The following is a 26,968-nucleotide window of genomic DNA, read 5'->3' as shown; positions in this document are numbered from 1 at the left end:
GAACTTCAATTGGGGTCATGGGTGCCGGCGTGGTATAGAGGGGCCAAATGCAAAACCAGTCCGGGAACACACCATGCGCTACATTCTGCCCTTCCTGCTTTTTTCTTCGGCGGCCCTGGCTGACCCAAGTCTGGAATGCTCTGAGGCTAACTCGCAGGTCGAAATCGGCACCTGTGTTCAGGCAGTGGAGGACCAGGTGAACCGCGCTGTTGAGGCAAGCTATGGCTTTGCTATGCAGTCGGCCAAAGAACTGGATGACGTGACCGGCCGGACCGTCGCTCAACCCGCGTTGGAGGCTGCGCAAACCGCTTGGATCACTTACCGGGATGCGCAGTGCGAGGCGATTGGTGCCTCATACGGGGGCGGCTCGGGCACGGGTATTGCCATCACCTCCTGCCGGGTCGATCTGGGCCGGGCGCGGGTGGATGCGTTGCTGAACTATGCAGAATGATCTGTACGATTCCTTTTGATCTTTGCGCAGCTTCCTATATAGAGGCGCATCCCAAGCCAGAATCCTTCGAGATATTCCCATGTCGCCCAAAGCGCCGATCACTCAAGACGTCCTGACCATCCCCCGCAAATTGCCAGAGGGGAACGTGAACCTTGTCGGCCTGACCCGCGACCGCTTGCGCGAGGTTCTGATCGAACACGGCACGCCCGAGAAACAGGCCAAGATGCGCACTGGCCAGATCTGGCAGTGGATTTATCAATGGGGTGTGCGCGATTTTGCCGAGATGACCAATCTGGCCAAAGCCTATCGCGCGCAGCTGGCCGAGAATTTCGTCATCGAGATTCCCGAGGTTGTGACCCGTCAGGTGTCCGAGGACGGCACCCGCAAATATCTTGTCCGCATCGCGGGCGGGCATGAGGTAGAGGTTGTCTACATCCCCGAAGACGATCGCGGCACGCTGTGTATCTCGTCTCAGGTCGGGTGCACGCTGACCTGTTCGTTCTGCCATACCGGTACGCAAAAACTTGTGCGTAACCTGACGGCGGCGGAAATTGTCGGCCAGGTGATGATGGCGCGTGATGATCTGGATGAATGGCCGGTGCCAGGTGCGCCCAAGGACGAAACCCGCCTGCTGTCGAACATCGTTCTGATGGGCATGGGCGAGCCACTGTACAATTTCGACAACGTTCGCGACGCGATGAAAATCGCCATGGACCCCGAGGGGATTTCCCTGTCGCGCCGCCGCATCACCCTGTCGACCTCGGGTGTGGTGCCTGAAATTGCACGTACAGCCGAAGAGATTGGCTGCCTGCTGGCGATCTCGTTCCACGCAACTACGGATGACACCCGTGATACGCTGGTGCCGATCAACAAGCGCTGGAACATCGAAGAGCTTTTGCAGGCGCTGGCCAGCTATCCCAAAGTTTCGAACTCCGAACGGATCACGTTTGAATACGTGATGCTGGACGGGGTCAATGACAGCGACGCAGATGCGCACCGTCTGATCGACCACATCAAGCGCCACAATATTCCGGCCAAGATCAACCTGATCCCGTTCAACGAATGGCCCGGCGCGCCGTATAAGCGCAGCTCGAACAACCGCATCCGGGCATTTGCGAACATCATCTATCAAGCAGGTTACGCCTCACCGATCCGGAAAACCCGGGGCGAGGACATCATGGCCGCCTGCGGTCAGTTGAAATCCGCCACCGAACGCGCGCGCAAATCGCGCAAGCAGATCGAGGCCGAGGCCGGGCTGCAAAGCTGAACCTTCCCAGTCCTGCATGGCGGCCTGCGATAATTTAATCTTTGGGCCGCTGTTTATTGCATGCAGAATTTGATATGTTTGCACGGCCAAAACCGGGCAGGTGCATTTCACTCTTACGCACAAAGCGGTGAGAGTCGCGATCCGGGTGTGGCGTGTTTGTTCAAGGCCGCTATCATTTTTATCGTAACCAGCGGCGTGCGGGCGAACCTAAAAATCAGGTGGGCCATCCAAATGTTATTTCTATTTAATCGATTGAATTCAATCTCAGTTACAGCATTGGTCATGTCGGTATTTGCCGCTACCGGTGCTATTGCACAATCAAACTCAGACGATGCGCATCTTGCGATCGAGAATCCGGCGGATCTGTCCAAGGAAGAGGCATTGCGTGTCTATGAGTCGCTGCAACGGCGCATGGGGCGAGGCTATGCCGCTGCACAAATGGATATTCTTCTGAATTATCAGAACTGGCCATTGTTCAATGACGCGCCCTATATTTCGGCCACGCATGGTCAGCGCTTTGTAAACAGTTATGCCAATCGCATGGCGCATAATTACGGCACCCTGCAACCGGGCGAAAAGCTGCCCATGGGGTCGGTTCTGGCCAAAGACAGCGTGACGGTCACGGATGAGGGTAACATCCACCCGGGTGCTTTGTTCGTGATGGAGAAACTGGCCGATGGTGCCAATCCAGACACCGCAGACTGGCGGTACATCATGGTGATGCCGGACGGGTCTCTATTCGGTGACACGATGGGCGCACGCGCGCGGGCCGTGGCCTATTGCCATGACTGCCACGAGGCGGTGGCCGACCGGGACTATACGTTCTTCGTGCCGGAAGAGTACGTGGTGAAGAACTAAGTCACCTTTGTCTGAACCGGGCAGTTCCGATGACTTCGATCAGGGTCTGCCGCACCGGTTCGGGCTGCGCCTGCACCGCGTTCAGCACTTCGCGCAGTTCCGCGCGCAGGCCGTGCATTTGGTCGATCAGTGAGATCATCATCGACAGGGCATCGGGCTCCATCTCGTATTGCTCGTGCAGCTCGCAGGCAAGTTCCAGCCGCGCCACGTCCAGGCTGTGATAGACCAGCCCCTGCTCGGTCTGTTCAGGGATCACAATCTCGGCGGCAAGATACTCGGTCAGACGCGAGGATGTCAGGCGGGCGACAGTGGTGATCAGTTCGTCTTCGGTCAAAGTGCGGCTCATGACAGCATTCCTTTGCGCGGGTCATAGCGGTGGGTTTCGCGCCATGTCTCCATGAAACCCTTCAGCTCATCGTCGATCTGGTCCGGCATCGAAACGGTCAGTTCGATTAGTTGATCCCCCCGCTCGGTTGATCCGCGTTTCTTGACGCCCTTGCCACGCAGGCGCAGGGTCTTGCCGCTGCTGGTGCCGGCCGGGACGCTGACATTGACGCCGCCGTCTATGGTGGGCGCGGGGATTTTACCGCCCAGGATCGCCTCATCAATCGTAATGGGCAGGGTGATGCGGATGTCATCGCCCAGGCGATCAAAGACCGGGTGCGGCGCGACGGACACCGTAACCAGAGCGTCTCCCGACGGTCCTTTACCAAATCCCGGATCCCCCTTGCCGCGCAGGCGAATGGTCTGGCCGTCGGTGATACCTGCAGGGATTTTGACCTCGATCCGGTTGCCATCAGGCAGGGTCAGTTTCTGGCTGGCCCCAAACACCGCATCCAGAAAGCTGATCTGCAGGCTATAGCTGCGATTGTGCCCTGGGGCGTGAAACTCTTGTGTGCGCTGTCCGTACCCGCCGCGCCCGCGCATGAATTCGGCGAAGATGTCGGACATATCGTCTGGGTCCGCGGCCTGCCCGCGATAGGGGTTTCCGGCGGCCTCGGCATAGTCGCGATAATACTGCTGCTGTGGGCGTTCCTGACCCGAAGCGTCGATCTCGCCCTTGTCAAAGCGGGCGCGAGTGTCGGGATCTTTCAACAGATCATAGGCGGCCGCGGCGGCCTTGAATTTCTCTTCGGCCTCGGCATCACCGGGTTTCAAGTCCGGGTGGCATTCCTTGGCGATGCGCCGATAGGCCTTTTTGATCTCGGCAGCGTTGGCGTCTTTGGTGACGCCTAGGGCGGAATAGGGATCGTCGCTCATCTCACCTCTCGTCAATCTCGGGTGCAGGTCTGATCTTGATGAATGCGTTTTATCATGCGATTTCAACACCCCAAATGAAAGAGGCTTTTGGAACCGCTCGCAAAATCCCGCGGGTCTGCTAACATATGCATGTTTCTAAGTATTTGCTGTCGGAGAACCCCATGACGCGCAGAATCAAATCCGTTCTGGCCCTGTTGGCTGGTAATGCCATCGGTTTGTTGCTTGCGGCAGTGCTGCTGTCAGGATTTGCGATCCGGCCGATCTCGTTCATCGTTGTGGTGATCGTCTTTACGCTGGTGCAGGTGGTGGCCGAGCCCCTGATCCTGAAGCTAGGAGAACAGAAGGCGCCGGCACTCAAGGGTGGGATCGCCCTGATCGTGACTTTTGTGGGCCTGTTGGTGACCGATCTGGTCACCGCCGGTCTGACGGTTGGGGGCATCTCTAACCTGCTGGCTGCGACGCTGCTGGTCTGGCTGGGTGCGCTGATCGCCAGCGTGGTGTTGCCAATCTATGTGTTCACCGAGTTGCGCGAACCCAAGAAGTAATCACAGCCGGTTCAGGCTGGCCTCGATTGAGTGCCACAGTTCTTCCACGGGTTCGCACCCGACCGACAGGCGGATAAATCCGGGATCAACATCGTCGCCCCACCGGGCGCGGCGTTCGGCCGAACTGTGGACGCCGCCAAAGGATGTCGCAGGCCGGAGCAGAGGGCAGGTGTTGATGAACGCTTCGGCCTTGGCCTCACTCTCCAGCGTGATCGACAGCAGGAAGCCGAACCGTGTGGTCTGAGCCCTGGCCAGGGTGTGTGACGGGTCATCCGGAAGGCCCGGATAACGGATGTGTTTGACCATCTGATGCCCCGCCAGCTGTTCGGCCAGAACCTGCGCCGAGCTGCACATGCGGTCGAACCGGACGTCCAGCGTTTCCAGCCCGCGGTGCAGCAACCAGGCCTCATGCGGGCCGGGAATTGCGCCCGAGACCCGCCGCCATTCCGCGATCCGTTCCATGATCTGCGCGCAGTGGCTGGCGACATGGCCCATCAACAGATCGGAATGCCCACCCATGGCCTTGGTGTCCGAGGCTACGACAATGTCGATGCCCCTATCCAATGGGCGTTGGCCCAGCGGTGTCATTGTAGTGTTATCTGCGATCGTGATCCCACCTGCGGCACGAACAGCGGCGGCAATGGCGGGCAGGTCCATCATGTCCAAACCGGGGTTCGAGGGGCTTTCGACAAAGATCACATCGAACCCATCGAACCCGCCAGCGGTGAACGCAGTGGTCGGGCGTTCGGTGACCGAGACGCCCAGATTGGTCAAAAACCGCTCGGCCAGTACCCGCGTCACGTAATAGCCGTCGGATGGGATCAGGATGCGTGACCCGGATTTGACCGTCGCGAACAAGGCGGCCGAGATCGCCGCCATGCCTGACGGAAAGCTCAGACAGGGTGCACCTTCCAGATGGGCCAGAACCTGTTCCAGATGTTCCCATGTCGGGTTGTTCACTCGGCCATAGAAATCCTGACCCTCCGGCGCGCCGGGCAGGTGGAACATGCTGCTTTGGGTCAGCGGCAACGCCACTGGTTCCCCTTTGTCCAGTGCATTGCCGCGCAGATGCAACATTTCGCCGGTCTTGGGAGGCTTCATGCCTTAACGCCCCGGGATTTCGTCGCGGGCGGGCGCGGGTTCCCAATTCTCGATGATATCAACTGCTTGCTGGGCCGTATCGACAAAGCGGAACAAGTCCAGATCTTCGTCCGAGATGGTGCCCGCATCTGCCAGCGCCTCCCAGTTGATCACCTTTTCCCAGAATTCGCGACCAAACAGCAGGAAGGGCACACGCTCCATCCGACCGGTCTGAATCAGCGTTAGGGATTCGAACAGCTCATCCATGGTGCCAAATCCGCCGGGGAAAATAGTGATGGCGCGGGCGCGCATCAGAAAGTGCATCTTGCGAATGGCGAAATAGTGAAAGTTAAAGCTGAGGTCGGGCGTCACATAGAGGTTCGGTGCCTGTTCATGTGGCAGCACGATGTTCAGCCCGATGGAACAGCCGCCTGCATCCTGCGCACCGCGGTTTCCGGCTTCCATCACGCCGGGACCACCACCGGTGACGATCACGTTTTCGCGGCAACCGGTTTCGTTCGATTTCTCGGTCATCAGCCGGGCAAATTCGCGCGCCTCGTCGTAGTATACCGACAGGTTGGACAGGGTTTGTGTCCGTGCCGTGTGTTTTTGCGATGGCTCGGGGATGCGCGCCCCGCCGAACATGACAATGGTTGAGGTGATCTCACGCTCGGTCATGATCATCTCGGGTTTCAGCAGTTCCAGTTGCAGGCGCACCGGGCGCAATTCATCGCGACACAGGAAGTCATCATCGGCAAAGGCCAGGCGATACGCGGGTGAGCGCGTCTGCGGCGTGTCCGGTACTTCGCTCGCGGTCGAGCGGTCTGTCTGCGCGTCGCGAAACGGGCTGAGGCGGTCTTCTCTCATCGGTGATCTATCCCTGCTTGCGTGTTCTCAAAACAGCTATAGGGTTCACGGTCAGAGCGCCAGTCACGGAAAGACAAGAATGAATTGGAAGCACGAAATTTCAGCAGCTGCTGAACGGATTGACGGATATGCACAGGTGACGCCTGTGATGGAAAGCCGGGCGCTGCGGCTGGATTATCCGGTTGAAATGAAACTGGAGCATATGCAGCACACAGGCAGTTTCAAGGCGCGTGGGGCGTTCAACACGTTGCTCAGCCTGGATGTGCCCGAAGCGGGGGTTGTGGCCGCATCCGGCGGCAATCACGGCGCCGCAGCGGCCTATGCGGCGCAAACGCTGGGCCATCCGGCCAAAATCTTTGTTCCGGAACTGGCGGGGCCGTCCAAGATCGCTTTGATCGAACAAACCGGCGCGGATCTGAGCGTGGTCGCGGGCGAATACGCCAATGCGTTGACGCAGGCGCAGGTGTATGAGAACGCCACCGGAGCGATGCAGATCCATGCCTATGACGCGCCCGCAACGGTAGCCGGGCAGGGCACCTGTTTCGCAGAATGGGAAGCGCAGAGCTTGAAGGCCGATACGGTTCTGGTGGCGGTTGGCGGAGGTGGCCTGATCGCCGGGGCTCTGGGCTGGTTTCAGGGTGCGCGCAAGGTTGTGGCGGTCGAGCCTGAGACATCTTGTGCCTTGAACGCGGCCCTGCAGGCGGGTGAGCCGGTTGATGTCGCCGTGTCCGGTATTGCTGCCAACGCTCTGGGCGCGCGGCGGATCGGGTCGATCTGTTTCGATCTGGCACAGGGGATGACCTCGGTCCTTGTGCCAGACGCGGCCATTGCGCAGGCGCAGGATAAATTGTGGCGCGCGCATCGCATCCTTGTCGAACCTGCGGGTGCAGCTGCGTTGGCTGCGTTGTTATCGGGGGCCTATCAGCCCGAACCGGGGGAAAAGGTGGCAGTTCTGATCTGTGGCGGAAACATCTCTCCGGACCCGCTACAGGGGTAATTATCGGCTTGTGGAAATGAGTTGCGGATTTTATCTATAATTTATGACCGCGACGATAGCCGACAGAATCTATGAGACCCTGAGCCAACAGATCATCACCGGAGAGCTTTCTGCCGGTGAAAAGCTGCGGCAGGATCATATCGCGCGCGCGTTTGAGGCAAGCCATGTTCCCGTGCGCGAGGCCTTGCTGCGGCTGCAAGCCCATGGTCTGGCCAAAAGCGAGCCCCGGCGCGGTATGCGCGTGACCGCGTTGGATCCGGCCGAGGTGCGGGAAGTCACTGAAATGCGGGTGGCGCTGGAAACTCTGGCGCTGCAGCATTCGGTGCAGAACATGACGCCGGTCGCGCTGAAGGCCGCTGATGACGCCCGGATCGCGTGCGATCAGGCCGAAACCATGCCGCAATGGGAGGCCCGGAACCGTGTGTTTCACCGGGCTGTCCTGACACCCTGCGGGCTGCCACGCCTGTTGCATACGATCGATGATCTGCATATCGCAAGCGCGCGCCATCTGTTCGCCCACTGGCGTCCGAAATGGGTGCAGCGTGTGGATACCGATCACGCCTCAATTGTTCAGGCGCTGAAAAATCGGGATGCTTCGGCTGCCACGGCGATTCTGTCCCGTCATATACGGCGTGCCAGTTAATCACGTAATTCATTGATATTTAACCACTTAATTCACGTGTGAATTTTTCGCTTGATTTTTAATAGATAAATATAATGCTGCTGTGCAGAATCGACTCAATTTTATCTATAAAAGAGGATCAAATGAGACCTGCACTCAACTCTACCTTGCCATCCGCAGGCGATCTGACGCCAATTGGCCAAATCCTCCGAGTAGTGGCGGGTGTCCTGTTGCTAACGGCGAGCGCCAAGATTCAGATCCCTTTCTGGCCGGTTCCAATCACCCTGCAGGTGGCTGCCGTCATGGCCATCGCTGCCGCTTATGGGATGCGGCTGGGGTCGGCGACGGTGATCGGGTACATGGTGGCCGGGGCTGCGGGTCTGCCGGTGTTTGCCGGAACCCCGGAAAAGGGTATTGGCGTTGCCTATATGATCGGCGGCACCGGCGGCTATCTGATGGGCTTTGTCATTGCGACGATCCTTGTTGGATGGGTGGCGGAACACCTGCGTAAACTGTTCCTTGTCCCGGCGATGCTGATGGGTTTGGCGGCAATCTACGTGTTTGGCCTTGGTTGGCTGATGCAGTTTGTTCCGGCGGACAAAGTGCTGGCCTATGGCTTTACCCCATTCATCGCCGGTGATTTGGTCAAGATCGCCCTTGCCGCTGTACTGGTGATCGGCTTGCCTGTGGGATTGATGCAGAAAATCCGCGGGGCTCAGCCGGATGCTTGATAACGCCCGGGATATCCGCAGTGACTGGAGTGTAGATGAGGTGGAGGCGCTCATGCGCCTTCCCCTTTTGGATCTTGTCGGCCGTGCAAACATGATCCACCGGGCGCATCACAACCCCGAAGACATCCAGAAAGCCAGCCTGCTGTCGATCAAGACCGGTGGCTGCCCCGAAGATTGCGCCTATTGCCCTCAATCCGCCCATCACCGCGAAGTCGAGCTGACCAAAGAAAAGCTAATGAACCCGCAACACGTGTTGTCCCTGGCCAAACGCGCAAAGCAGGCTGGGGCCGAGAGGTTCTGCATGGGGGCCGCCTGGCGTCAGGTTCGGGATGGGGGCGAGTTCGACAACGTGCTTGAGATGGTCGCGGGCGTTCGCGCGTTGGGGATGGAGGCCTGCGTGACCCTTGGAATGCTCAAGCCGCATCAGGCCAGACGTTTGGCCCAGGCCGGGCTGACGGCCTATAACCACAACCTTGACACCTCGCCCGAGTTCTACGGTGAAATCATCGGCACCCGTACCTATCGCGACAGGCTGGAAACGCTCAGCTATTGTAGGGACGCGGGCATCGATCTGTGCTGTGGTGGGATTATCGGCATGGGCGAAAATCTGCGGGACCGGGCCTCGATGTTGCAGGTGCTGGCGAATTTTGATCCGCATCCTGAAAGCGTGCCGATCAATGCGCTGATCCCGATCGAAGGCACGCCACTGGCACATCGAGAAACGGTTGGCATCTTTGATCTGTTGCGCATGGTCGCTACCGCCCGGATCACCATGCCAAAGACACGCGTGCGCCTGTCGGCCGGGCGCTCCGACTTCTCGGCGGCCGAGCAGGCCTTGTGCTTTTTGGCTGGGGCGAACTCGGTATTTTACGGCGATGTGCTGCTGACCGCGCCGAATGCGGGCACGGGCAGTGACCGGGATATGTTTGCCGCATTAGGGGCTTTAACCGAAGACTGACGTAAACGCGCCCGCCTGCGTCGCATTGCGCCATGGATTGCGCTTGCGTATAGGCAAGACCAACGTGAATAGATTCTGTACGGAGCACCGCCATGTCCAACGCGCAACTGGAAGCCGCCATCGAAGCCGCCTGGGAGGCGCGCGACACCATCACCCCTGCCACCACCGGCGAACAGCGTGAGGCGATCGAAGATACGCTGAATGCGCTCGACAGCGGGTCGTTGCGCGTGGCCGAAAAGCTGGACAGCGGCGATTGGCATGTGAACCAATGGGCCAAAAAGGCGGTGCTGCTGGGCTTTCGCATCAAGGATATGGAAATCCAGAACGGCGGGCCGCAGGCCGGTGGCTGGTGGGACAAGGTCGACAGCAAGTTCGCCGGTTGGGGCGAAAACCAGTGGCGCGCCGCCGGTTTCCGTGCCGTTCCGAACTGCGTGGTCCGTAAATCGGCCTATATCGCGCCTGGCGTGGTTCTGATGCCGTCATTCGTGAACCTCGGTGCTCATGTCGACGAGGGCACCATGGTTGACACCTGGGCCACCGTCGGGTCCTGCGCGCAGATCGGCAAGAATGTGCACCTGTCAGGCGGCGTTGGGATCGGTGGCGTTCTGGAGCCGATGCAGGCTGGCCCGACCATCATCGAGGACAACTGCTTTATCGGCGCGCGCTCCGAAGTGGTTGAGGGCTGTATCGTCCGCGAAGGTTCGGTTCTGGGGATGGGCGTCTTTATCGGCCAGTCCACCAAGATCGTGGACAGGCAAACCGGTGAGGTCATGTATGGCGAGGTGCCGCCCTATTCGGTGGTTGTTGCCGGGGCGATGCCAACCAAGAACAATGTCAGCCTGTATTGCGCGGTGATCGTGAAGCGGGTTGACGAAAGAACCCGCTCGAAAACCGGGATCAACGAGCTGCTGCGCGATTGATTATTGATCAAAAAAAGAAGGGCCGGTGCCATCTGGCCCGGCCAATCAATTTGTTTGAATCTTCAGCGATGAGAACTCGCAATTATTGAGCTTCCATAGCTAAGGATTATTGGTTTTATAGAAGCCGATAATTTTTGAAATCAGCGGTTCTCTCCTGGCATCACATCGGTAGCCTGCTCACCGCCGCCGCTTTCGCCGCCACCGGACTCACCGCCGCCGCCTTCGCCGCCTTCGGACTCGCCGCCGCCGCCTTCGCCGCCACCGGACTCACCGCCGCCGCCTTCGCCGCCACCGGACTCACCGCCGCCGCCTTCGCCGCCACCGGACTCACCGCCGCCGCCTTCGCCGCCACCGGACTCACCGCCGCCGCCTTCGCCGCCACCGGACTCACCGCCGCCGCTTTCGCCGCCACCGGACTCACCGCCGCCGCCTTCGCCGCCACCGGACTCACCGCCGCCGCTTTCGCCGCCACCGGACTCACCGCCGCCGCCTTCGCCGCCTTCGGACTCGCCGCCGCCGCCTTCGCCGCCACCGGACTCACCGCCGCCGCCTTCGCCGCCACCGGACTCACCGCCGCCGCTTTCGCCGCCACCGGACTCACCGCCGCCGCCTTCGGACTCACCGCCGCCGCCTTCGCCGCCACCGGACTCACCGCCGCCGCCTTCGCCGCCACCGGACTCACCGCCGCCGCCTTCGCCGCCACCAGACTCACCGCCGCCGCCTTCGGACTCACCGCCGCCGCCTTCGCCGCCACCGGACTCACCGCCGCCGCCTTCGCCGCCACCGGACTCACCGCCGCCGCCTTCGCCGCCACCGGACTCACCGCCGCCACTTTCGCCGCCACCGGACTCACCGCCGCCGCCTTCGCCGCCTTCGGACTCGCCGCCGCCGCCTTCGCCGCCACCGGACTCACCGCCGCCGCCTTCGCCGCCACCGGACTCGCCGCCGCCGCTTTCGCCGCCATTTTCTTGTGCGTATGCGGCATTGGAAGAGAAGGTGATTACGCTGACTGTTGCCGGAGTTAATGCTAGCAAGGACAGGCTCGCGGTAGTTGTTAAGAGTTTGGATAATTTACTCATCGAACTTTCCCTCTCAAAAATAATTTTAAAGTGCGGTCATTTTAAGAACCGTTCTTTTCAGCGTGTAACGGCTCGGGTCAGCGGTGCAGCGTTCAGCCAAAACCCGCGCACAGATGCGCGAAGTGTCGGCAAAAGGCTGCCATATTCAACCTTGCGGATTCTTGCAGAGATTCGTGTCAATCCCCCGGAGAGGAGATTGCGGCTGGATTGTGTCTTTTTCGCAAGGTATCAAGAATCGGTTCTGGGAAGGGGTATCTTTAACGGTCAGTCCACCAAGATCGTGGACCGGGAAACCGGAGAGATCATGAATGGCGAAGTGCCACCCTATTCGGTGGTTGTTGCTGGTTCGATGCCGTCCAAGAACAATGTCAGTCTGTATTGCGCGGTGATCGTGAAGCGGGTGGACGAAAGAACCCGCTCGAAAACCGGGATCAACGAACTGCTGCGCGACTAACGCTCTCGCGAGAATTAAACAGGGCTGCAGCGCATACCGCGGCAGCCCTTTTTCGTTCGCGGCTTATCCCTTGATCGGATAGCGGTCGGGTTCTTCAAACACGTCAATCACCCGCGATCCGGCTTTGATTTTGCCGCCATGTTCAACACCAGCCGGTATCGAGTAGCTGTCCCCGCGGCGATAGATGCGGGTGTCGTCGCCGATGGTCAGCTCTATCTCGCCTTCGATCACGGTGCCCCACTGCGCTTTGTGGGAATGCAGCGGCAGTTCGAAATCCTGGAGAAACGTGAAGAACGCCACCAGCCCGGCATCGGATCTGATGACCGCTGTCTGTACCACGTCCTCGGGAAACGGGACGTCAAGGCTTGGGAAACTGGTAATGAAACCTGGATAGGGCATAACGGCGTCCTTAAAAGGATTTGGGAAGGGTTACGCGGGTACTATGACCGGGCGGACCTGACCTTGCAATTGGCGGGTGCTTGACCGCGCACAGGTGCGCCGCTATGGCCCCCTGCATGGAAAAGCAAAAGAAGCCTTCTCGTCAGCAAGTTTACACCCTGCTTGTGCAAATCGGCCGCAAAGACGGCGATGGCCTGCCCAAAGGCGCGACCGGGGCGGCGCTGATATGTTTTGCCAGTGGCGTGGACGAGGCAGAGGCCGTGCGTGAAACCGTGGCGATCCTGAAACAGGCCGATACCGCACCGCTGGATGTCACTGGTTATGGCACATTGGCCGAGCGTGAGGCACAAGGGCATGAAATCGATCCCGATGAGCGGGCGTTGATGCAGCGGGCGCTGGACGAAAACGCAGTGATCGTCGCGCAGATGACGCCGTTTTTCGGGGATGAAGAGACCGCTTAGTTCCGCGCGCCGAACCACTTGCGGTAAATCTCGTCATAGGTGCCGTCTTCGCGTAGGGCCAGCAGGGCCTGATTGACGTCCTCGACCAGAGGCGATCCGGTGGGGAACGCGATGCCATAGTTTTCACGCAGGAACACGCCTCCGGTGACGGATGCGATCCGGCGCCCCTCATGCGCGGCATAGTAGGACAGGATTGGTGCGTCGAACACCACAGCGTCCAACTGCTCATCCTTGAAAGCGGTCAGCATCTGATCCAGATCTTCATAGCTGGAAAACTCAATCTCGCGCCGGTTCAGGAAACTGGCAGCGGTTGAGTCAGAAATTGTCCCAACCTGCTTGCCGTACAGATCGTTGACAGAATTCACGTTACCGGTGATGGCGTCCACGGTCATGACCGAGGTGATCCGCGCAGTGAAGACCGAAACGATGAACAGCGAGGACACAACCAGAATGACGCCCAGCAATCGGCCAAAGGGAGTCCGGGGCATCCGTTCTTCGAACCCGCCATTGACCACCAGATTGAGGGCCCACCAGAAGGATGGAAACCACGCCTCGTTCAGTTTGCGGTCGAAATAGGGCTGCGCGCGCCGTTCGAACCCCCACATCAGCATCCCGCCGCCCAGCAAAATGGCAAAGGCCAGCCCGATGGCGATGAACAGCTCGACCGACAGCAGCGCCTGCAGCAGAGATGGACTGCGCGTGGCCGCGGACGGGATCATGATCTGCAGGCCGGCCTCAAAGATCGGCTGGGTAAAGTCCATCTGCGTCTCACGCGAGGCAGTGATCGAGATATTGGCGATGGCCAGATCAGCGGTGCCATCCTGAACGGCCCCCAGCATTTCGTTGAACCCTTCGACCCGGGTGACCGAGTACTCCCAGTTCAGCGCCTCGGCCAGAGCCTCTAACAGATCCATTGAGAATCCCGCCTGCGCCCCGTCTTCAACATAAGAAAACGGTGGGCGTGTCACTGTGGTGACCGTCAGTGTCTGAGCCTGGATTTGCTGCGCTAATGTGGCAACCGCCAGGCAGATCCATATGCAAAGGGCGCGAGTCATTGGTAATTTACCTGTTTCGCGGCCCTCTAACGCGATTTTGATTACTCCAGCAAGATGCGCGCAGGGTAAAGCGTCATGTTTTATTGACGTATCAATTCGGTACAAACGGAAAAAAGCGTCTGAAATCGGGACCACGGGGGTTGGCAATCCGCCCAATTCGTTGAATCTGTACGCGAACCTGCGTGCGAATGAACCAAAGGGCCACATCATGACAGATCCGGTACAGTTGACGGCAGACCTGATCCGTTGCCCATCGGTCACACCCGAAGAGGGCGGCGCTTTGGTGCGGCTTGAGGCGTTGTTGTCGGATGCGGGGTTTGATTGCACTCGTGTGGATCGCGGTGGTGTCAGCAACCTGTTTGCCCGGTGGGGCGAAAAGGGTCATGCGCGCAGCTTTGGATTCAACGGGCACACCGATGTTGTGCCAGTCGGGGACGAGGCCGCCTGGACCATGCCTCCTTTCGGGGCCGCGATACGCGATGGTGTGATGTACGGCCGTGGGACAACCGATATGAAGTCCGGGGTGGCGGCATTTGCTGCCGCAGCTGTGGATTTCGTACGCGACACGCCGCCGGACGGGGCGGTCATTCTGACGCTCACCGGCGATGAGGAGGGCGATGCGCTGCACGGCACCACGGCCCTGCTGGACTACATGGACGGCGCCGATGAGCGGATGTCAGTTTGTCTGGTCGGTGAACCGACCTGCCCTAACACAATGGGTGAGATGATGAAGATCGGCCGGCGCGGGTCGATGACCGCCTGGTTCACCGTGACCGGGGTACAGGGCCATTCAGCCTATCCGCACCGGGCCAAAAACCCACTGCCCGCTATGGCGCGCCTGATGCACGACCTGGCCAGTCATGAACTGGATCAGGGCTCGGACCATTTCGATGCGTCGACCCTGGCGGTCGTCAATATCGACACCGGGAACACGGCTACCAATGTGATCCCTGCGCAGTGCAGCGGGACGATAAACATCCGGTTCAACGATCTGCAGTCCGGGGCCGAACTCAGCACGTGGTTACGGGCCAAGGCGCAAAGCGTGGCCGATGCCTGCGATGTCGAGGTGGCGGTTCGTATCAAGATTTCGGGCGAAAGCTTTTTGACACCGCCGGGGCCATTGTCCGATCTCGTGGGCAAGGCGGTTGAGGATGAAACAGGAGTTGCGCCTGAAATGTCCACTACGGGGGGCACGTCTGACGCGCGGTTCGTCAAGTCCCATTGCCCGGTGGTCGAGTTTGGCCTTGTTGGCCGCACCATGCATCAGGTGGACGAATGCGTTGAGGTGGCGCAGATCGAACAGCTCAAGGCGATATATACGCGCATCCTGCGGGATTACTTTGCCTGATCCATGCAGCGTACTTTGGTCATCATGGTCAAGGAACCACGACCGGGCCGGGTCAAGACTCGGCTGGGGCGGGATATCGGCATGGTTGGCGCGGCCTGGTGGTTCAGGCACCAGACCCGGTCGCTGATCCGGCGGCTGCGCGATCCGCGGTGGCATATCGTGTTGGCGGTGTCACCGGATCGCGAGGGTTTGACCAGCCGTATCTGGCCCGCAGACCTGCCCCGCGCGGCGCAGGGGCAGGGCGATCTGGGCGATCGGATGGGTCGGATGCTGCGCGCCATGCCGAACGGGCCGGTTTGCCTGATCGGTGCGGATATTCCCGGTATCACACGCGGTCATATCGCGCAGGCATTCAAAGGGCTGGGGTCAGCGCAGATGGTGTTTGGCCCGGCCCCGGACGGGGGTTACTGGCTCGTTGGTGCGCAGCGCTTTGGTGCTTTGCCACAAAGCCTGTTTCGAGATGTGCGATGGTCTACGAAACATGCTCTGGCAGATACGCTGGCTTCGGTTTCGGGGGGCCGCGTGGCCTTTCTGGATCATCTGCGCGACGTCGACACGGTGGACGATCTGAATTCCTGACTCGAGGGGGCGCTTTTTGGTCATGACGCCGTCGCACACCCGTGCTAGGCCAAGGGCATGACTCGCATCCCCACCAAGCAAGAGATCCTGGACTGGATCTCGGCGAACCCCACCCTGACCTCGAAACGCGATATCGCCAAAGCCTTTGGGATCAAAGGCGCTGACCGTATCGACCTGAAGCGTATTCTCAAAGAGCTTGAGGCCGAAGGTCATTTGGAAAAACGCAAGCGCAGCTACCGCGATCCCGACCGGTTGCCGCCTGTCAGCGTGTTACAGATCAAGGCCCCCAACGCGGATGGCGATTTGTTTGCGCGCCCGCTGGAATGGCATGGCGAGGGGGTCGAGCCCGTCGTGTTGATGATCACCCGCGCCAGCGATCCGGCGTTGGGCGAAGGCGACCGTATCCTGGCCCGGCTGACCGTGGTGCAGGAGGAAGACCACAATTACGAGGCCCGCCTGATCCGCCGTATCGGGTCCAACCCGCGCCGTATCGTGGGAATCTTCCGCAAAGGGGCCGAGGGCGGTCGGATCGTTCCTATCGACAAGGCCGGATCAACCGAATGGCTGGTCCATGACGGGGCGGTGCACGGGGCACAGGATGGCGAATTGGTCGAGGCCGAGCAGGCCGGGCCGAAGAACCGCATGGGCTTGCCCCGCGCGCGCATTGTCGAACGGCTGGGCGATCCGTCGGCGCCCAAGGCGGTGTCGCTGATCTCGATCCATCAGCACGGGATTCCGGATGATTTCCCGGACAAAGTGATAGATGAGGCCGACAAGGCCAAGCCCGTTGGCCTGAAAGGGCGCGAAGATCTGCGGGACATGCCGCTGCTGACCATCGACCCTTCGGACGCGCGGGATCATGATGATGCTTGTTACGCCCATGCCGATGATGACGCCAAAAACCCGGGTGGGCATGTGATCTGGGTCGCTATCGCGGATGTCGCTGCCTATGTGCAGCCCGGCACCGCGTTGGACCGTGAGGCCCGCAAGCGCGGCAATTCCAGCTATTTCCCCGACCGCGTGGTGCCGATGCTGCCCGACCGGTTGTCGGGGGACCTGTGTTCACTGCACGAGGGCGTCCCACGTGCTTGTATCGCCGTGCGAATGCAGATCGACGCCGACGGAAACAAGATCGGTCACCGGTTCGTGCGGGGGCTGATGCGCTCGGCCGCGTCGCTGCACTATGCCGAGGTGCAGGATGCGATTGACGGCAATCCCAACGACCGGACCGGACCTTTGCTGGACCCGGTGCTGAACCCGCTTTATGCCGCCTATGCCGCGTTGAAAAAGGCGCGGTCAGAGCGGCAACCGCTGGAGTTGGACCTGCCCGAGCGCAAGATCATCCTCAGCGATGCGGGTGAGGTCGAAAGCGTGGCTTTTCGGGATCGCCTGGATGCACATAAACTTATCGAAGAGTTTATGATCCTCGCCAACGTGGCCGCCGCTGAAACGCTGATCGCGAAACGCAGACCTTTGCTGTTCCGTGTCCACGAGGAACCTGCGCAGGAGAAACTGGCAAGCCTGCGGGAAACGGCGCAGGCGGCCGGGCTGAACCTTGCCAAAGGGCAGGTGTTGCAGACCCGCCATCTGAACGCGCTGCTGAACGCCGCCGCCGGGACCGAGGATGCAGAGCTGATCAACCTCAGCACATTGCGGTCAATGGCGCAGGCTTATTACAACGCGGAAAACTTCGGCCATTTCGGGCTGGCGCTACGGAACTATGCGCATTTCACTTCGCCTATCCGCCGTTATGCCGACCTGATCGTGCACCGAGCGCTGATCTCGGCCCATGGCTGGGGCACCGATGGTCTGACAGAGGATGAAATCGACCGGCTGGACGAAACCGCCACCCATATCTCGGACACCGAGCGCCGTTCGATGATGGCCGAGCGTGATACGACCGACCGCTACTTGGCCGCCTATCTGAGCGAGCGGGTGGGCAATGAATTCTCAGGCCGGATCAGCGGCATTGCCCGGTTCGGGGCATTTGTGAAGATGGACGAAACCGGAGCGGACGGGCTGGTGCCAGTGCGATCATTGGGTCGCGAGTTCTTTCATTTCGACAGCGAGGCCGGCACGCTGATGGGGTCAGATACCGGTCTGACCATTGCGATTGGTCAACGGGTCACGGTGCGTCTGACCGCCGCCACCCCAGTGACCGGCGGGTTAGAGTTGGAACTATTGTCAATCGATGATCAGGCCCTGCCGCGCGGACGCGGATCAAAGGGCCGACCAACCCGGCGCAAGGCGGTCAGCACCAAGCGCAAGAAAGACAAGATCAAACGTAAAGTGGAACGCAAGCGCCGTCAGAAGTGATAGGTCAGCGCCCGCGCAATCAACCAGCCGTGACGGGTGTTGTCGATCTGACCCGGGTCATCGAACAAGATGGCCCGGTTGCCGTCGATCCGATCCTCACCCGGAAAGGCCGAGGTAAAATCACCCATCAACCGGCTTTGGCAATGGACGAACAGGGCAAAGGATGCAGCCTTGTGCCCGCCCAATCGGATCGTTGATCCTTTGGGTGCCAGATAGGCAGGTTGCCCCCAGCGCAGCGCCTCTTGCAAAGGTCGCGCCTTCGGTAGCGATCCGGCGGTTTCAAGCACCAGATCGCGCAATGCCAGAACACCCGTGCGGGTGCTCTGGGGGAAGGCGTTGAACGCGGCCTCGACTGCGGGGTCGTCAAAGGGGGTCATGACAACGGGATCGCCTGTTCCACTCGGTCTATGTAACTGTTCAACAGGTTATCCTGTTTGATCCGGCGGGTCAGGGGGGTATCTGCGGGTGTTGCGCGCATGGCGGCCAGAATTGGACCGACACTCATATCTGCAGCGGTGGGGTGGTCGCCCAACAAGAAGCTCGATTGCCAGAGATAGGCCGAGATCGCTTCGAGATCGCGTTCGACCCTGTCCAAACGCTCAGCCAATGAGAACCGTCCAATACCCTGCGTGACAATACCCTTGAGAACAGATTTGCGCACCGAGTTTGAAACGGGTCTGCGGATCAACGCTGGGATCCCGGTAAAAAACGTATCGTACAGTATCGGCCAGACTTCATCGTTGCCCCAACGATCCAGAACGATCTGGAAATACAGATGCTCTTCAGCCATGCGGATCAAAGCCCGCGACTGGGCCTTTTGTACATCGCTCAGGCCTGTGTCGAAATCAGCACCCTGCGCCTCAAGCCAGTCTCGGATCAGGTCACTGTCGGGCAACAGACGCTCGGGGGTGCGCAGAACCGGCAATTTCTGGTGCGGCATCTTGCGGGGGTCAAGCATGTCTGAACGCTGCCAGTTTTGCCCGGATTTTTGCAGCATGTACGCGGTTTTCACGCAGAAGGGGCTGGCACTGAACAGGCCAAATGCAGAAGGGTAGGTCAGAAGGGTCAACATCAGGGGCTCCGGTTTTGGGATGAGTGATGGGTATCCGTAACTAATGACAGTTTCTGTCATTAGGGTTAGGGTAGTCTGCGATATGTCCCGCACCGCCCGCCTGTTCCAACTGATGCAAGCCCTGCGCTCGGGCTCGTCGCCGAAAACCTCGGTCCAATTGGCGCAGGATCTGGGCGTTTCACCCCGCACTGTTCACCGCGATATAGATGCGCTGCGTGGCCTGGGCGCCGTGATAGATGGCGAGGCGGGTTTTGGGTTCACCCTGATCGAAGACGCAACCCTGCCGCCGCTCGGGTTTACCGACGATGAGCTGGAAGCCCTTGTTCTGGGATTGCGCGAAGTTCAATCCATCGGGGATCCCGGCCTCGTCGAAGCGGCCAGCGCCGTATTGCACAAACTGCAGGGCCGCCTGCCACAACGCCAGTCGCATCGCCTGAGCCACGCGGTCCTGGCCGCTACGCGTCTTAACCGCCCACCCCAGCCGACCATCAATGTGGCTGATCTGCGTCAGGCCACCTGGGATGAGCGGGCCATTGAATTTGCGTATACCGATGCGAAAGGTGACAACACCCGGCGAAGGGTCAGCCCGCTGAGCATCGTTTACATGGACCGTGCCAGCGTGTTGCTGAGTTGGTGCCATTTAAGGCAGGATTTCCGCGTCTTTCGGCTGGATCGCATGGGCGAAATGTCTGTGACAGATGAAAGCTTTAGACCCAATCGCATCCCGATGTTGCGTAAGGCGCTGGCCCGTATCCGAGCGGATCGTGAGGCCGCAGAAGGTGAATCCGCGTCTTGAGTGCTTTGAGAAATCGGTGTCTTGCGCTATCCTGTGATTGAGCAGTGATCAGGAAAATTCGGAATGCATAGATGCATAAGCGGCGTTATGACCGCAGCACTATGGGCATCCGTTGTACAGGCGGAATCCCTTGAAACCCCGGATGGGCTGGGGTCCATTCAACTGGCCTCGGCCGGTGTTGCGGTGTCTATCCGGCCGGTGGTGCGGCCGCAATTTAAGGAGTACCGGGTGTCTACCGAAGGAAACGCGCGGTTTCAGGCGTGGTTGGGGGCGTTTCGTGAAAGGGTCCGGGCGCAGGGCATTTCTACGTCCACTCTGGACCGGTCGCTGGCGGGACTGACCTATGACAAGAAGATCATCGCGCGGGATCGCAACCAGGCTGAATTCTCAAAACCGATCTGGGAGTATCTGGACACCGCTGTTTCGGATGCAAGGATTGCCAATGGTCGCGCCGGGTTGGAACAGTATCAGACGACTCTGACCCGGATTGAAGCGCAGTATGGCGTTGAAAAAGAGGTGGTGGCTGCGATCTGGGGTCTTGAGACCTCGTTCGGAACTTTTCGGGGCAGCGATCAGACCATACAGTCACTGGCCACGTTGGCTTTTGATGCGCGCCGGGCACAGTTTTTTGAGACACAGCTGGTGGCTGCGTTGCAGATCGTTCAGGCCGGGGATGTTAGTCCCACCAACATGGTTGGCAGCTGGGCCGGCGCAATGGGGCACACGCAGTTCATGCCGACCTCATATCTGGACCACGCGGTTGATTTCGACGGCGACGGGCGACGCGACATCTGGTCGGAGAACCCGACCGACGCGTTGGCATCGGCTGCCGCCTATCTGGCGCGACACGGCTGGACCAAAGGGCAGCCATGGGGTGTCGAAGTGCGCCTGCCCGAGGGGTTCGACTATGCCACGGCCAAACGGGACTACACGCTGACCCCATCAGAATGGGCCGCGCGCGGTGTGGTGACACCGGATGGCCGGTCTGTGCCCGACCACGGGCAGGCCGCGATCCTGTTGCCTGCAGGTGGTCAGGGCGTGGCACTGATGATCTTTGATAATTTCAAGGTGATTGAGGCATATAATGGCGCTGATGCCTATGTAATTGGTATCGGCCACCTGTCTGACCGTCTGGCCGGACATACCCCGTTTCAGGCCGACTGGCCGCGCGGCGACAGGGTGCTGAGCTTTACGGAACGCAAGGAACTGCAAACCCGCCTGACCCAAATCGGGTTCGACACGCAGAGCATTGATGGGCGCATTGGTCCAAACACGATCAACGCCGTGCGGGCGTATCAGTTGGCGCAGGGTTTGCTGCCTGACGGCTATGCCAGTCTGAATCTGTTGGAGCGGTTGCGGTAAGGCGTCTGGTTTCGCTGCGACTTTCTGTTTAGCGTGATGGCTGTTCTGGGAGGTAAGCGATTGGAAAGACGTCTCGCTGCGATACTTGCTGCCGATGTCGTCGGCTACAGCCGCCTGATTCGCAACGACGAGACAGGCGTTCTGGCGACGGTCAAAGCCCATCGAGAACGGTTCTTCGAACCCGTTCTGACCGCTCGAAATGGACGCATCGTGAAACTGATGGGCGACGGCTTGCTGATCGAGTTCGCCAGCGCGGTCGAGGCCGTGCGCTGTGCCGTGACGATGCAGCACTATGTTGTGGCTGACAACATGGACGTGCCGCAAGATGACCGGGTGCGATACCGAATCGGCCTCAATGTCGGCGACATCGTCGTGGATCAAGGCGATATTCACGGTGATGGCGTCAATGTCGCGGCACGGATCGAAAGCCTGGCCGAGCCCGATGGCATCTTCATGTCAGCCAGTGTTTTTGAGCAGGTGAAGGCCAAGCTTGATCTGACCTTCAAAGACACAGGGATGCATAGGGTGAAAAACATCACCGAGCCTGTGCACGTGTTCAGCCTGATCATGGATGACAAAGCCACAGCCATCGTGTCCTCCATTGCGCCCATTGCGGAAAAGCCTGGCAAAGGTCGGCTGGTCATCGGGGCCAGCATTATTTTTGCCCTGATCTTGAGTATCGCCGCTTGGTGGCAACCGTGGTCTTCGACGCAATCTAGTGCCTCTGGGGAACTGGCTGCGCCGATCTCGGGCAAACCCTCTATCGCGGTCATGGCGTTTGACAATCTCAACAACGATCCCAGCCAGGATTACCTCAGCGACGGGCTGAGCGAAAACATCTTGACGGCGTTGTCCCGGTTCTCTGACTTTTTTGTTGTCGCACGCAATTCGACGTTTTCGTACAAGGACAATCCGGCAGACATCCAGCATGTGTCACAGGAACTGGGCGTCCGCTACATCGTTGAAGGCGGCGTACAGATTGCGGGGGATCGCCTGCGTGTGACGTCCCAGCTGATCGACGCGACAACCGGTCAGAATATCTGGGCCGACAGCTATGACCGCGACCTGCAGGACATTTTTTCGGTCCAGGATGAGATTACGCGCACTGTGGCATCGCTTTTGTCGACGAATATCGACCTGGCTGAATATAACCGTTTGAAACATCAGCCAACCGAAAGCCTTGGCGCATATGAGTTGCGCAAGCGCGCGCAGGAGGAATGGTTTACCTTTACCAAGGACGGCAATATCCGGGCCGAAGAGCTGAGCGCGAAGGCAATCGAGCTCGACCCAAACTATGCAGGTGCCTATGTGGAAAACGCCTGGGCGCACATAAATGGGTATCGCTGGGGGTGGGCAAACACCCTGACGCGCGAGGCATCTCTTGAACGCGCGTTTAAGATGGCTCGGAAAGCCATTGAACTGGAGCCGTTCAATTTCAAGGGCCATTGGGCTTTGGCCAACGCAACGACCCAAAGCGGCAACCTGGAGAGCGCGGCGGCTTTGTATGACAAAGCGATTTCTCTCAACCCGAACTCGGCGTCTGTGCTGGCGGATTCCATCGACCCCGTGGTCTATGGCGGCAACGCGCCCGAAGCTGTTGAGCGCATGAAACTGGCGATCCGCCTGAACCCGCATCATCAGGACTGGTATCTTTGGAACCTGGGCTGGGCGCAGTACTTCGCCGGGGATTATCAAGAGGCCAAAGCGTCCATCGAACAGATGGCCGAAATCCCGGACGGGTTGAAGCGCACTTATGCGCCGGTCTTGTTGCGCCTTGGGCTCAGCGATGAGGCCCAAACAGTCATTGATGCGTTTTTGACGGCCAATCCCGATTTCACCATTCAAGAAGCTCGACAAGCGCCGTTCAAAAGCGAGGCATATCTGGCCCGATGGGTGGAAGACTTGCGGGAATTGGGCGTGCCGGAGGTTAAGGAATGAACGCAATCCCGGTTTCGTAAAGCGAGTGCCGCAGCGGTGGGCAGACCGCTGCCGGATAAGTTTCAGGTCGAAGCGTTAGCGCGCAAAAAGGGGCTGCCTTTTCAAGCCGCCCCTGAGAAACTTGGTATCGGACACAGCCCTAGGATGCTGCCTTCATCAAACCCTGTTCGATGATATCAGCCTGCGCCTCATCCAGAGATTTGAGGATACGCTCGAACATCTCATCAATGTCCGAAAGCGTCAGGACCAGCGGGGGTGAGATGATCAACCGGTCGCCCACATGGCGCATGATCAGGTTGTTGCCGAAACACCGATCACGGCAGATATAGCCGATTGTGCCCGGCTCGGACGCGAATTTGGCGCGGCTTGCCTTGTCCGGGGTCAGTGCAATCGAGGCCATCATACCGACGATCTTGGCCTCACCGACCAGAGGGTGGTCAGCTAGCGCTTCCCACTTTTGTTTCAGGTAGGGCGCGGCCACATCGCGGACGTGTTCGACGATTTTTTCCTCTTCGAGAATGCGCAGGTTCTCAAGCGCCACCGCAGCTGCAACCGGGTGGCCGGAATAGGTGTAGCCGTGGTTGAACTCGGTGTTGCCGATCACCTCGGCGATCTCGTCATTGACGATCGACCCACCGATGGGTGCATAGCCCGAGCTCAGACCCTTGGCTATGGTCATGATATCCGGGCGGATGCCCACCGTTTGCGAACCGAACCAATTGCCGGTGCGGCCAAAGCCGCAGATCACTTCGTCCGCAATCAGCAGAATATCGTATTTGTCGCAAATTCGCTGAATCTCGGGCCAGTAGGTTTCGGGCGCGACAATCACACCGCCCGCGCCCTGCACCGGTTCTGCGATGAAGGCCGCGACCCGGTCTTCGCCCAGCTCTTGAATGGCCTCTTCCAGTTCACGCGCGCGGGCCAGGCCGAATTCTTCGGGGGTCATGTCCCCCCCCTCGGCCCACCAGTTCGGCTGGTTGATGTGATGGATATTCGGGATCGGAATGCCGCCCTGCGCATGCATGCCGACCATCCCCCCCAGTGAGGCAGACCCCACCGAGGACCCGTGATAGGCGTTTTTTCGGCTGATGATGATGTTCTTGTCGGCATGGCCCTTTTCGGCCCAATAGGTGCGCACAAGGCGGATATTGGTGTCGTTGGCCTCGGAGCCGCCAGCGGCAAAGAACACATGGTTCAGATCGCCCGGTGCCAGCTCGGCCAGTTTCGCGGCCAGAGCAATGGCGGGCACATGGGTCGTTTTGAAGAACGTGTTGTAATAGGGCAGCTCGCGCATCTGACGGGCAGCAGCGTCGGCCAGTTCATCGCGGCCGTAACCGATATTGACGCACCACAGGCCTGCCATGGCGTCCAGAATCTCTTCGCCCTCGCTGTCTGTCAGGTACACGCCCTTGGCGCGGGTGATAACGCGTGCGCCTTCTTTTCCAAGCGGTCCATTGGCAGAGAACGGGTGCATGTGATGCGCCGCATCAAGCGCCTGCAATTCGGCTGTCGGCATGTGATTTGTGATGGTGGACATCGGAGAATCTCCTGCATGGGCGTTTGCCAATCACAATATGATCAAATTTTTCCCTGTCAATCGAATCGGGCGATTCTAACCGCTGACCAGCGCGTCCATCATCAGTTCCATCCCTTGCGCAATGTCCTGAGCGGTGGCTTTTGCCACCTTCTCGGCGTCCTGGGCGCGCAGAGCGGTGATAATGTCCTTGTGACGATCCGGCAGGCTTTGCGTGCCAAACCGGCCGCATACAACGCGCAACGACGGGCCGAACCTCAGCCACAGACGCTCGGCCAGATCGCTGAGAATCAGAGCATCCGCGTGGGAATACAGCATTTCGTGAAACTTGTGGTTGAGATGCAGATAGCCGCCGACATCCCCTTCGGTGATCATTCGGTCCAGCCGCTGATCGATATGTTCAAGACGGTCGATATCCTCGGTGTTCATATTCGTCGCCGCGCGTCTGGAAAGTTCTGATTCTATTGAGATTCTAGCAAAAATCATCTGTTCAACATCCCTGCCGGACAATAGCGGAACGCTGACCCTGCGGTTTCCCTGAAACACCAGCGCGCCGTCGGATATCAGGCGCCGGATTGCTTCGCGCACCGGGGTCATTCCGACACCCAGCGAATCAGTCAACCCTTGGATGGTAACGGGCTGTCCGGGCACCAGTTCCCCGTACATGATCTTTGATTTGAGAGTGTGATAGACCTGCTCGTGAGCGGGACGTTTTTCCGCCTCAGCCTTTGTGTCCGATGACTTATTTTTGATCAAATCCAATTGGTTTGCCCTGATTCCACTGTTGTTTCCTTGCCAGGTGCCTGACCCCGTGAAACCATACGAAAGATCGATGGAAAACGCAAAACTTGATCAAATCCAAAAAAACGGGAAAATACCCGTACACTTGCAGGGAGATAAAAATGACAATCAAAACGCTGACCATGACAGCGGTCATCGCACTAGGGGCGTCGGCAGCCTTTGCCGACGAAGTGCGCGTTTACAACTGGTCCGACTATATCGACGAAGACCTTTTGACCAAATTCGAAGAAGAAACCGGTCTGGAACTTATCTATGACGTGTTCGACAGCAACGAGGTGCTGGAGACCAAGATGCTCGCCGGCGGTTCGGGCTATGACGTTGTGGTGCCGTCCGGCACATTCCTTCAACGGCAGATTCAGGCCGGTGCGTTTCAGGAACTGGATGCGGCCAAACTGGCGAACAATGGCAATCTCTGGGACGTTATTCAGGAACGGACTGCGGGGTATGATCCCAACAATGCTTACTCGATCAACTACATGTGGGGCACCACTGGCATCGGTGTAAATGTCGCTAAGGTCAAAGAAGCCCTGGGTGATGATGTTACTCTGAACAGTATGGATTTGGTTCTGAAGCCCGAGAATATGGAAAAGCTGGCTGCTTGTGGCGTGCATTTCCTGGATGCACCGGCCGAAATCATCCCGATGGTGCTACAGTTTATGGGTGAGGACCCGGACAGCCACGACACAGACGTTATTGCCAAGACCGAAGAGGTTCTGGCCAGTGTCCGCCCGCATATCCAAAAGTTCCATAGCTCAGAGTACATCAACGCGCTGGCCAATGGAGACATCTGTGTGGCCGTCGGTTGGTCAGGTGACATCCTGCAGGCGCGCGACCGTGCGGCTGAGGCCGACAACGGTGTGGAAATCGAATACCACCCCTTTGCCGAAGGTTCATTGATGTGGTTCGATCAAATGGCGATTCCGGTGGATGCGCCGAACCCGGAAGGCGCGCATAAGTTCCTGAATTTCATCCTTGATGCCAGCAATATGGCGGCTGCGTCGAACTATGTGTACTACGCCAACGGCAACAAAGCCGCGCAAGAGTTCCTTGCAGAGGATGTGATCGGTGATCCGGCAATTTATCCGGACGATGCGACCATGCAGAACCTGTACATCACGACGCCCTATCCAGCGAAAACGCAGCGGACCGTGACCCGCCTGTGGACCAAGATCAAATCGGGCACCTGATCCGATGTATCTGCGCAAGGCGGCGTGCCCG

At 59.2% G+C, this 26,968-nt stretch carries 28 protein-coding genes and 1 pseudogene; 18 read left to right on the top strand and 11 right to left on the bottom strand.

The features are described from left to right. The first annotated feature begins 73 nt into the window (after window positions 1-73). The 3 genes from RUM8411_RS14680 (at window position 74) to RUM8411_RS14670 (ending at window position 2,576) form a co-directional block, all read left to right on the top strand. Window positions 74-451, top strand: a complete 378-nt coding sequence (locus RUM8411_RS14680) for a lysozyme inhibitor LprI family protein (protein WP_200818584.1) — start codon at window positions 74-76, stop codon at window positions 449-451. Between the two features lie 79 nt (window positions 452-530). Then, complete coding sequence (rlmN, locus tag RUM8411_RS14675; protein WP_085823453.1) at window positions 531-1,718, top strand: dual-specificity RNA methyltransferase RlmN; 1,188 nt, start codon at window positions 531-533, stop codon at window positions 1,716-1,718. A gap of 282 nt (window positions 1,719-2,000) precedes the next feature. Beyond that, complete coding sequence (locus RUM8411_RS14670) at window positions 2,001-2,576, top strand: cytochrome P460 family protein (protein WP_143534914.1); 576 nt, start codon at window positions 2,001-2,003, stop codon at window positions 2,574-2,576. A 1-nt stretch (window position 2,577) separates the two neighbouring features. On the opposite strand, the gene RUM8411_RS14665 is transcribed toward RUM8411_RS14670, so the two are convergent. Both RUM8411_RS14665 and RUM8411_RS14660 read right to left on the bottom strand, forming a co-directional pair. After that, complete coding sequence (locus RUM8411_RS14665; RefSeq protein WP_085823452.1) at window positions 2,578-2,922, bottom strand: hypothetical protein; 345 nt, start codon at window positions 2,920-2,922, stop codon at window positions 2,578-2,580. Beyond that, window positions 2,919-3,836 carry a DnaJ C-terminal domain-containing protein gene (locus tag RUM8411_RS14660; protein WP_085823451.1) on the bottom strand — a complete coding sequence of 306 codons (918 nt, stop codon included), beginning with the start codon at window positions 3,834-3,836 and terminating at the stop codon, window positions 2,919-2,921. Before RUM8411_RS14660 ends, RUM8411_RS14665 begins: the two co-directional genes overlap by 4 nt. A 161-nt stretch (window positions 3,837-3,997) precedes the next feature. Between RUM8411_RS14660 and RUM8411_RS14655 the strand changes: the two genes are divergently transcribed. Then, window positions 3,998-4,381: a hypothetical protein gene (locus tag RUM8411_RS14655; RefSeq protein ID WP_085823450.1), complete on the top strand. Its 384-nt coding sequence runs from the start codon at window positions 3,998-4,000 to the stop codon at window positions 4,379-4,381. Here RUM8411_RS14655 and RUM8411_RS14650 read toward each other — a convergent pair whose 3' ends face one another. Together RUM8411_RS14650 and RUM8411_RS14645 are read right to left on the bottom strand one after the other, a co-directional pair. Next, on the bottom strand, window positions 4,382-5,482 hold the full coding sequence (locus tag RUM8411_RS14650; RefSeq protein WP_085823449.1) for a cystathionine gamma-lyase: 1,101 nt from the start codon (window positions 5,480-5,482) through the stop codon (window positions 4,382-4,384). It abuts the gene before it with no gap. A gap of 3 nt (window positions 5,483-5,485) precedes the next feature. Next, window positions 5,486-6,328: an LOG family protein gene (locus RUM8411_RS14645; RefSeq protein ID WP_085823448.1), complete on the bottom strand. Its 843-nt coding sequence runs from the start codon at window positions 6,326-6,328 to the stop codon at window positions 5,486-5,488. Between the two features lie 79 nt (window positions 6,329-6,407). Here RUM8411_RS14645 and RUM8411_RS14640 point away from each other — a divergent pair, with 79 nt between their 5' ends. The 5 genes from RUM8411_RS14640 to dapD all read left to right on the top strand — a co-directional run bounded on the left by RUM8411_RS14640 (window position 6,408) and on the right by dapD (window position 10,556). Continuing rightward, window positions 6,408-7,325, top strand: coding sequence for a threonine/serine dehydratase (locus tag RUM8411_RS14640; RefSeq protein WP_085823447.1), 918 nt, complete (start codon window positions 6,408-6,410; stop codon window positions 7,323-7,325). A 43-nt stretch (window positions 7,326-7,368) separates the two neighbouring features. Next, complete coding sequence (locus RUM8411_RS14635; RefSeq protein ID WP_085823446.1) at window positions 7,369-7,968, top strand: GntR family transcriptional regulator; 600 nt, start codon at window positions 7,369-7,371, stop codon at window positions 7,966-7,968. A 122-nt stretch (window positions 7,969-8,090) separates the two neighbouring features. Further along, window positions 8,091-8,678, top strand: a complete 588-nt coding sequence (locus RUM8411_RS14630) for a biotin transporter BioY (RefSeq protein WP_085823445.1) — start codon at window positions 8,091-8,093, stop codon at window positions 8,676-8,678. After that, window positions 8,671-9,636, top strand: a complete 966-nt coding sequence (gene bioB / locus RUM8411_RS14625) for a biotin synthase BioB (protein ID WP_085823444.1) — start codon at window positions 8,671-8,673, stop codon at window positions 9,634-9,636. Before RUM8411_RS14630 ends, bioB begins: the two co-directional genes overlap by 8 nt. Window positions 9,637-9,728: 92 nt before the next feature. Beyond that, a complete protein-coding gene (dapD, locus tag RUM8411_RS14620) occupies window positions 9,729-10,556 on the top strand; it encodes a 2,3,4,5-tetrahydropyridine-2,6-dicarboxylate N-succinyltransferase (protein ID WP_085823443.1) in 828 nt (275 codons plus the stop codon). A gap of 140 nt (window positions 10,557-10,696) precedes the next feature. Here dapD and RUM8411_RS22735 read toward each other — a convergent pair whose 3' ends face one another. Then, window positions 10,697-11,635, bottom strand: a complete 939-nt coding sequence (locus RUM8411_RS22735) for a hypothetical protein (protein WP_159453906.1) — start codon at window positions 11,633-11,635, stop codon at window positions 10,697-10,699. Window positions 11,636-11,870: 235 nt separating this feature from the next. Here RUM8411_RS22735 and RUM8411_RS14610 point away from each other — a divergent pair. Beyond that, window positions 11,871-12,089: pseudogene (locus RUM8411_RS14610) on the top strand (2,3,4,5-tetrahydropyridine-2,6-dicarboxylate N-succinyltransferase); the annotation flags it as partial. Between the two features lie 63 nt (window positions 12,090-12,152). Here RUM8411_RS14610 and RUM8411_RS14605 read toward each other — a convergent pair. Further along, window positions 12,153-12,488, bottom strand: a complete 336-nt coding sequence (locus tag RUM8411_RS14605; protein ID WP_085823441.1) for a cupin domain-containing protein — start codon at window positions 12,486-12,488, stop codon at window positions 12,153-12,155. Window positions 12,489-12,604: 116 nt separating this feature from the next. Between RUM8411_RS14605 and RUM8411_RS14600 the strand changes: the two genes are divergently transcribed. After that, window positions 12,605-12,949 (top strand): DUF8846 family protein, encoded by a 345-nt coding sequence (locus RUM8411_RS14600; RefSeq protein ID WP_085823440.1) that lies wholly within the window; start codon window positions 12,605-12,607, stop codon window positions 12,947-12,949. Here the strand turns inward: RUM8411_RS14600 and RUM8411_RS14595 are convergent. Next, window positions 12,946-14,004, bottom strand: a complete 1,059-nt coding sequence (locus RUM8411_RS14595) for a transporter substrate-binding domain-containing protein (RefSeq protein WP_085823493.1) — start codon at window positions 14,002-14,004, stop codon at window positions 12,946-12,948. The two genes, RUM8411_RS14600 and RUM8411_RS14595, sit on opposite strands and share 4 nt — an antisense overlap. Before the next feature lie 208 nt (window positions 14,005-14,212). On the opposite strand from RUM8411_RS14595, the gene dapE reads away from it, so the two are divergent. The 3 genes from dapE to rnr are packed head-to-tail and all read left to right on the top strand — an operon-like array spanning window position 14,213 to window position 18,247. After that, window positions 14,213-15,352: a succinyl-diaminopimelate desuccinylase gene (gene dapE / locus RUM8411_RS14590; protein ID WP_085823439.1), complete on the top strand. Its 1,140-nt coding sequence runs from the start codon at window positions 14,213-14,215 to the stop codon at window positions 15,350-15,352. Between the two features lie 3 nt (window positions 15,353-15,355). After that, on the top strand, window positions 15,356-15,931 hold the full coding sequence (locus tag RUM8411_RS14585; RefSeq protein WP_085823438.1) for a TIGR04282 family arsenosugar biosynthesis glycosyltransferase: 576 nt from the start codon (window positions 15,356-15,358) through the stop codon (window positions 15,929-15,931). Window positions 15,932-15,988: 57 nt separating this feature from the next. Continuing rightward, complete coding sequence (gene rnr / locus RUM8411_RS14580) at window positions 15,989-18,247, top strand: ribonuclease R (protein WP_085823437.1); 2,259 nt, start codon at window positions 15,989-15,991, stop codon at window positions 18,245-18,247. Here the strand turns inward: rnr and RUM8411_RS14575 are convergent. Next, on the bottom strand, window positions 18,238-18,624 hold the full coding sequence (locus RUM8411_RS14575; RefSeq protein ID WP_085823436.1) for a DUF1801 domain-containing protein: 387 nt from the start codon (window positions 18,622-18,624) through the stop codon (window positions 18,238-18,240). The two genes, rnr and RUM8411_RS14575, sit on opposite strands and share 10 nt — an antisense overlap. Further along, window positions 18,621-19,319, bottom strand: coding sequence for a glutathione S-transferase family protein (locus RUM8411_RS14570; protein ID WP_085823435.1), 699 nt, complete (start codon window positions 19,317-19,319; stop codon window positions 18,621-18,623). The genes RUM8411_RS14575 and RUM8411_RS14570 overlap by 4 nt, the downstream gene beginning before the upstream one ends. 82 nt (window positions 19,320-19,401) lie before the next feature. On the opposite strand from RUM8411_RS14570, the gene RUM8411_RS14565 reads away from it, so the two are divergent. From RUM8411_RS14565 to RUM8411_RS14555, 3 genes are all read left to right on the top strand, one after another. After that, window positions 19,402-20,115, top strand: a complete 714-nt coding sequence (locus RUM8411_RS14565) for a helix-turn-helix transcriptional regulator (RefSeq protein WP_085823434.1) — start codon at window positions 19,402-19,404, stop codon at window positions 20,113-20,115. 63 nt (window positions 20,116-20,178) lie between these two features. Then, window positions 20,179-21,477, top strand: a complete 1,299-nt coding sequence (locus tag RUM8411_RS14560) for a lytic murein transglycosylase (RefSeq protein WP_085823433.1) — start codon at window positions 20,179-20,181, stop codon at window positions 21,475-21,477. Window positions 21,478-21,537: 60 nt separating this feature from the next. Then, window positions 21,538-23,415: an adenylate/guanylate cyclase domain-containing protein gene (locus RUM8411_RS14555; protein ID WP_159453905.1), complete on the top strand. Its 1,878-nt coding sequence runs from the start codon at window positions 21,538-21,540 to the stop codon at window positions 23,413-23,415. 139 nt (window positions 23,416-23,554) lie between these two features. On the opposite strand, the gene RUM8411_RS14550 is transcribed toward RUM8411_RS14555, so the two are convergent. Beyond that, the gene (locus RUM8411_RS14550; protein WP_085823431.1) at window positions 23,555-24,952 is read right to left on the bottom strand and encodes an aspartate aminotransferase family protein; all 1,398 of its coding nucleotides are present in this window, start codon (window positions 24,950-24,952) and stop codon (window positions 23,555-23,557) included. Between the two features lie 75 nt (window positions 24,953-25,027). Then, the gene (locus RUM8411_RS14545; protein ID WP_085823430.1) at window positions 25,028-25,711 is read right to left on the bottom strand and encodes a GntR family transcriptional regulator; all 684 of its coding nucleotides are present in this window, start codon (window positions 25,709-25,711) and stop codon (window positions 25,028-25,030) included. A gap of 140 nt (window positions 25,712-25,851) precedes the next feature. Between RUM8411_RS14545 and RUM8411_RS14540 the strand changes: the two genes are divergently transcribed. Beyond that, complete coding sequence (locus tag RUM8411_RS14540) at window positions 25,852-26,937, top strand: polyamine ABC transporter substrate-binding protein (protein WP_085823429.1); 1,086 nt, start codon at window positions 25,852-25,854, stop codon at window positions 26,935-26,937. Window positions 26,938-26,968 lie beyond the last annotated feature (31 nt).

Source organism: Ruegeria meonggei (assembly GCF_900172215.1).
Classification (GTDB): Bacteria; Pseudomonadota; Alphaproteobacteria; order Rhodobacterales; family Rhodobacteraceae; genus Ruegeria; species Ruegeria meonggei.
This window is presented reverse-complemented; position numbering and strand designations above follow the sequence as displayed.